This is a genomic window from Synechococcus sp. H60.1 (assembly GCF_047462335.1).
Taxonomy (GTDB): domain Bacteria; phylum Cyanobacteriota; class Cyanobacteriia; order Thermostichales; family Thermostichaceae; genus Thermostichus.
Window position 1 is genome coordinate 1 of record NZ_JANSJA010000110.1, and the last position, 5070, is coordinate 5070.

The 5070-nt window shown below is 62.3% G+C and carries 4 protein-coding genes; all 4 read right to left on the bottom strand.

Going from position 1 to position 5070, the window contains the following annotated elements:
- Positions 1 to 120 precede the first annotated feature (120 nt).
- Positions 121 to 873, bottom strand: coding sequence for a response regulator transcription factor (locus NW852_RS05825; protein ID WP_414366077.1), 753 nt, complete (start codon positions 871 to 873; stop codon positions 121 to 123).
- A 178-nt stretch (positions 874 to 1051) separates the two neighbouring features.
- A complete protein-coding gene (locus tag NW852_RS05830; RefSeq protein WP_414426545.1) occupies positions 1052 to 2839 on the bottom strand; it encodes an ABC transporter ATP-binding protein in 1788 nt (595 codons plus the stop codon).
- A 161-nt stretch (positions 2840 to 3000) separates the two neighbouring features.
- Complete coding sequence (locus NW852_RS05835) at positions 3001 to 4341, bottom strand: FIST N-terminal domain-containing protein (protein WP_414366074.1); 1341 nt, start codon at positions 4339 to 4341, stop codon at positions 3001 to 3003.
- Positions 4342 to 4434: 93 nt separating this feature from the next.
- On the bottom strand, positions 4435 to 5070 hold a 636-nt coding region (locus tag NW852_RS05840), incomplete at its 5' end, for a LysM peptidoglycan-binding domain-containing M23 family metallopeptidase (protein ID WP_414426546.1).

Sequence of the window (5070 nt, forward strand, 5' to 3'; positions counted from 1 at the left end):
GTTGAGGTAGGCAGCGCCCTCAGGAGTTACCTTGCAAGACGGGAAGGCCGGCGCTGTACCTGCCTCCCTCCCCTCGTATACGGGGGGGGGAGTCGGAGGGGGGTCAGGGCCGGGAGGAGGTCAGTTGGAGGATTCCTTTGCCAGTTGCGGCTGCAGCGGCTGCGGCTCGGCAATGTTGGGCAGCTCCAGACAGTAGCCCGCCCCGTAGACAGTTTTGATGTACTGGGGGTGGCGCGGATCTGGCTCCAGCTTGGTGCGCAGATGGCGGATGTGGACGCGGATGGTCTCGATGTCATCGTCAGGCTCGTAGCCCCACACTTCCTGCAGGATTTCGCTGGGGGAGACTGTCTGGCCGTGCCGCTGCATCAGGCAGTGGAGCAGGTCAAACTCCAGGTGGGTGAGCTTAATGGTCTTGCCAAACCACACCGCCTCGAAGCGCTCTGGCACCAGGGTGAGGGGGCCATAGGTGAGGATCTCGCCGTGTTTGGCCGTCTGCGGAATCCGATCGGCACGTCGCAACAGGGCCCGCACCCGCACCAGCAGTTCCTGCACCTCAAAGGGTTTGGTCAGGTAGTCGTCGGCGCCGGCATTGAAGCCCTCGATCTTGTCTTGGGTTTGACCAAGGGCAGTGAGCATCAGGATCGGGATCTCGCTGGTGCGCTCCTCCCGCCGCAGCCGCTGACAAACCGTCAGGCCATCCACCTGGGGTAGCATCAGGTCGAGGATGATTAGATCGGGGAGAACTTGCAGGGCCAGCGCCTGTCCGCGCACCCCATCAGTGGCCTTTACGACCTCATAGCCCGCCAACTCCAGATTGATGCGCAGGATATCCAGAATCGAAGGGTCGTCCTCAATGATGAGTATGCGAGCCATAGCCGGTTGCAGCCCACACTGCGGATAAAACGTTTTGTTAAATCAGCTAACAAGGAGTCCAAAGCTTTACGACTCAAAGTTTACTTAATTCTAGCCTCATTGCAAATCTGGCCGAAAGACAGGCGGGTGGGGTGGCCGCTGGGCAAAGGGCGGAGCTGCCGGCTTCAGGGGAAACCCTTCATCCGGCTTGGCGGGCACGCTTTTTGGGATCCCCTTTGGGAATGGCGGCGATGAGGCGGCGGGTATAATCCTGCTGCGGGTTCCGGTAGATCTGGGAGGCAGGGCCGATTTCCTCGATGCGGCCTCGGTTCATAACCATGATGCGGTCACTCATGAACTTGACCACGCTCAGGTCGTGGGAGATGAACAGATAGGTCAGCCCCAGCTCCTCCTGCAGATCTTTGAGTAGGTTCAGCACCTGGGCCTGTACGGAGACATCCAGAGAAGACACCGCCTCGTCGCAGACGAGCAGGCGCGGCTCCGAAGCCAGGGCGCGGGCAATGCAAATCCGCTGCCGCTGCCCGCCGGAAAACTGATGGGGCAGGCGATCCAGCGCCTCCGGATCCAGCCCTACCCGTTCTAGCAAGCGTTGGGCCCGTTGCCGCCGCTCGGCAGCATTTTTCCCAATTCCGTGCAGAACCATCGGCTCCATAATGCTGGCTCCCACGCTCATGCGGGGATCCAAAGAGGCTGCCGGATCCTGGAAGATAAGCTGGATTTCTCGGCGTAAGCGGCGCAGGTGCCGGGGCGGTAGGCGGAGCCAGTCTTCTCCGTCGTAGATCACCTGGCCGGAACTGGCTTGGATCAGACGCAACAGGGTTCGCCCCAGGGTGGTTTTGCCGCAGCCGGATTCTCCCACCAACCCTAGGGTTTCTCCCGGATACAGATCGAAGCTAATCCCGTCCAAGGCCCGGATCTCGCCCAGCGGGCGGCGAAACAGCCCCTGGCGCACGGGGTAGTGGGTGCGCAACTCCCGCACCTGCAACAGCGGAGGCTGACTTTGCAGCCACCGCAGCCGTTCCTCCTCTTCGGCGGCAGGGATCTCCACCTGCTGCCACTGCTCCTCGACCGAGAGGGATCCCTGACCCGTCTGGAAATCCTGGACGGTGGGCAGCCGCCGCAACCGCCGCTCCAACGGTGGGCGACAGGCTAGCAGGCCACGGGTGTAGGGGTGCTGGGGCTGGCAAAAAATTTGGCTCACTGCTCCCTGTTCGACAGCCTGGCCCCGGCACATCACCACCACCTGATCCGCCAATTCGGCCACCAGGTTGAGGTCGTGGGTGATAAACAGAATGGCCATCTGCCGCTGTTGTTGCAGATCCCGGAGCAGGCGCAAAATCTCCGCCTGTACCGTCACATCCAAGGCGGTAGTCGGCTCATCAGCAATCAACAGCTTAGGGTTAGAGGCGATCGCACAAGCGATGGCTGCCCGCTGGATTTGGCCGCCGGAGAGCTGATGGGGATAGCGCTCCAGCAGGTGCGGGGAAAGCTGCACTTCCTCGAACAGGCGGATCGCCCGGGCGTGGATCTCCGCCGGGGGGAGGGAGGTATGGGTTCTCAGGGTTTCCCGCAACTGCTGACCACAGGTGTAGAGGGGGTTGAGGGCGGTGCTCGGCTCCTGAAAGATCATGGCGATCTGGGAGCCGCGGTAGCGCCGCCGTTGCCGAGGATCCAGCCGCAGCCAGTCCACCGTTCCCTGGGGGCCCTGAAAGAGAATGGTGCCTTCCACCCGGGCGGAGCTGGGCAGCAAGTCTATCAGCGTCAGGGCGGTCATGGTCTTGCCGGATCCCGATTCCCCCACTAGGCCCAGGACTTGTCCGGCCCCCAGTTGAAAGGACAGCCCATCCACCACCAGGGATCCCAAGCATTCTGTCTGGCTGCTGCCGGCAGTGCGGCTGGGGAAGAAAACCCGCAACCCCTGAACAGTCAGAAGGGCAGAAGTGACAACCGGAGCGACATCGGCCATGGCTGAGGGCGGCGATCGAGGGATTGGCAGGATTATAGACCACCCCTCCAGCTTCCCTTCTTTTCCCGCTGGGGCAGCTGCGGGACTTCGGCAGCGTCACTGAGGGAGTCTGGGTCTCAGCTACAGACTCGGCTCAGCTCCTGCTCAGGATGGCCAAAACCTCAGCGGGCGGGCCAGAAGATCCCAAAGCAGGAGGTGTAGCCGTGTAAAAAGGTGGAGCCCCCAACCGGGCCGATCTCCCCATTGCAAAAAAACCCCCCCAGCGGCAAGTCCCCCAGCAATTCCCGAAACCGCTGCGAGTCATGGTTGGGAGTGCCGTACAGCCCTTTGCCTCGCCCCAAACAGGAGAACATCAGCGCCCCACAGGGCTCTGGTTGCGGCTGGGAGGGGCGCTCTGACGAATAACTTTGCCCCAAGTTGCGCTCGACACAATAACGACTGAGGGCCCACCGGAGATCCTCTGCCGAAGTCTGGGCATCCCGCAGATGAAACTGCACCGTCTGGCCGGGGCGCACCCGATCCCCAATGGCCATTGCCCCCAGGCGTGGGTCAACGCCCAGAATCACCCGAATGAGAAAGTCTCCCGGCGTCGGTTCGGATTTGAATTCGTCCATCAGCAGGCCGATGAAGAGAGCTTGGCGGGCCAAGCGTTGATCTGACGGGCTGAGCCGTTCGGCTAAATCCCTTAAGACCACCAAAGGAGGGCGACCTTCCAAGCTGAGGATCACGTTCCCCTCCGCTTCAGTGACACGCAAGGGATCCCCAATCGGGCGACATCCCTGGGCCACCACCGCATCTAGCACCACGTTGCCAGAGAGGGCCAGCCCCACCGTGCCTTCCCGATACAGCTCCCGCCGGGGCGTAGGGGTACGCGCATCCAGCAAAAACAGAGCATTGCCGCGAGGAGCGCGGCCGCCACTGGCCAATCCCCCCACCTTGACCGCCCCTGGATAGGCAAAATCCAGCCCTTGCAACAGCTCAGAGATCCGAGAGGAAAATCCATCCGCCAAGAGCAAGAAATGGGGCTGGGCCTGCGGCGCAACCCCCACCAGATCAATCCACGCCGCAGGAGGTGCATCCAAGTCGGGCAGTTGTTCCCCCCGCAGATGAAACGGGTGCAAGGCCACATCCGGCAGCACCGCCAAAGACAGCGACAGGGCCGGCCCATCTTCAATTTCCTGCCCCCCACCCACGATACCACCGCCGGAGCAGCCAATCAAAACGTCCACCTCCAGCAGATCCGACAGCAGTGGCAACACGCGAATGTATTCGCTGGCAAAGGCCGCCGACACAAACAGGATCCCTAAGTTGGGCCGCAGCGGCTGCGGGGGAACGTACCCGGTGAGCAGCCCCGGCAAGCTGCCGGACCCCACTGCCTGCACCTGTCGCGTCAGAACGCTCTTCAGTTGAGCTGCCTGAAGCTTAGCCTTGGCTTCCTCCACCACCTGCCGCAGAGCCGCTTCCAGAGAAGGAAGCTGGGAGAGCGCGTTCACCCACTGCATCGGCGTGTTCCTACGGTCTGGAGTTTGCTTTTTTAAGCTAGCAATTTATGCCCAGGACTGGCTGTTCTGCGTAGCCTCTTGTTTGCAAGGTGTTTAGGGCAGATAGGGCCGCGGATCCACAGGTGCGCCCCCACCAGGGCGGACTTCAAAGTGCAAGTGTGGCCCTGTGCTGCGACCCGTATTGCCCCGGCTCATGATCGTCTGCCCCTGCTGCACGTACTGGCCCTTGGACACATAGATCTGATGGCCGTGGGCGTAGCGGGTGACGATCCCGTTGGGATGGCGAATATCCACGCGATTGCCATAGCCATCTCCGGAATTGCCGGCAAAAATGACCTCCCCCTCCTGCACAGCTACAATGGGGGATCCCACCGGGCCGGGAATATCGACCCCCGCGTGGAAGCGACCGCGACGGTAGCCAAAGCCAGAGGTGATTGGCCCGGCAACCGGCCAGATGAAGCCACTGCTGCGGGCCCGGGGAGGAGCTGGCGGCGCTGGCCGAGCTTGGGATTGTCTCCGGGCTTGTCGGGCAGGAGCTGGGATCGGGGGCTGCGTGCCTGGCGCCGGAATCGTCAGGCGTTGGCCAATGCGCAGCCAATGGGGATTGCGCAGATTGTTAGCCTGGATAATCGACCGCTGCGTTACCCCATAGCGAGCGGCGATCCGCTCGATGGTGTCACCGGCTCCCACCGTGTGGGTCAGGGATCCACCGGCCAAGAGGGCCTGCCG

Excerpts from the sequence above, each read along its gene's own strand:
- NW852_RS05830 (WP_414426545.1), bottom strand. The coding sequence starts at position 2,839 with ATGGCCGATGTCGCTCCGGTTGTCACTTCTGCCCTTCTGACTGTTCAG.
- NW852_RS05835 (WP_414366074.1), bottom strand. The coding sequence starts at position 4,341 with ATGCAGTGGGTGAACGCGCTCTCCCAGCTTCCTTCTCTGGAAGCGGCT.
- NW852_RS05825 (WP_414366077.1), bottom strand. The coding sequence starts at position 873 with ATGGCTCGCATACTCATCATTGAGGACGACCCTTCGATTCTGGATATC.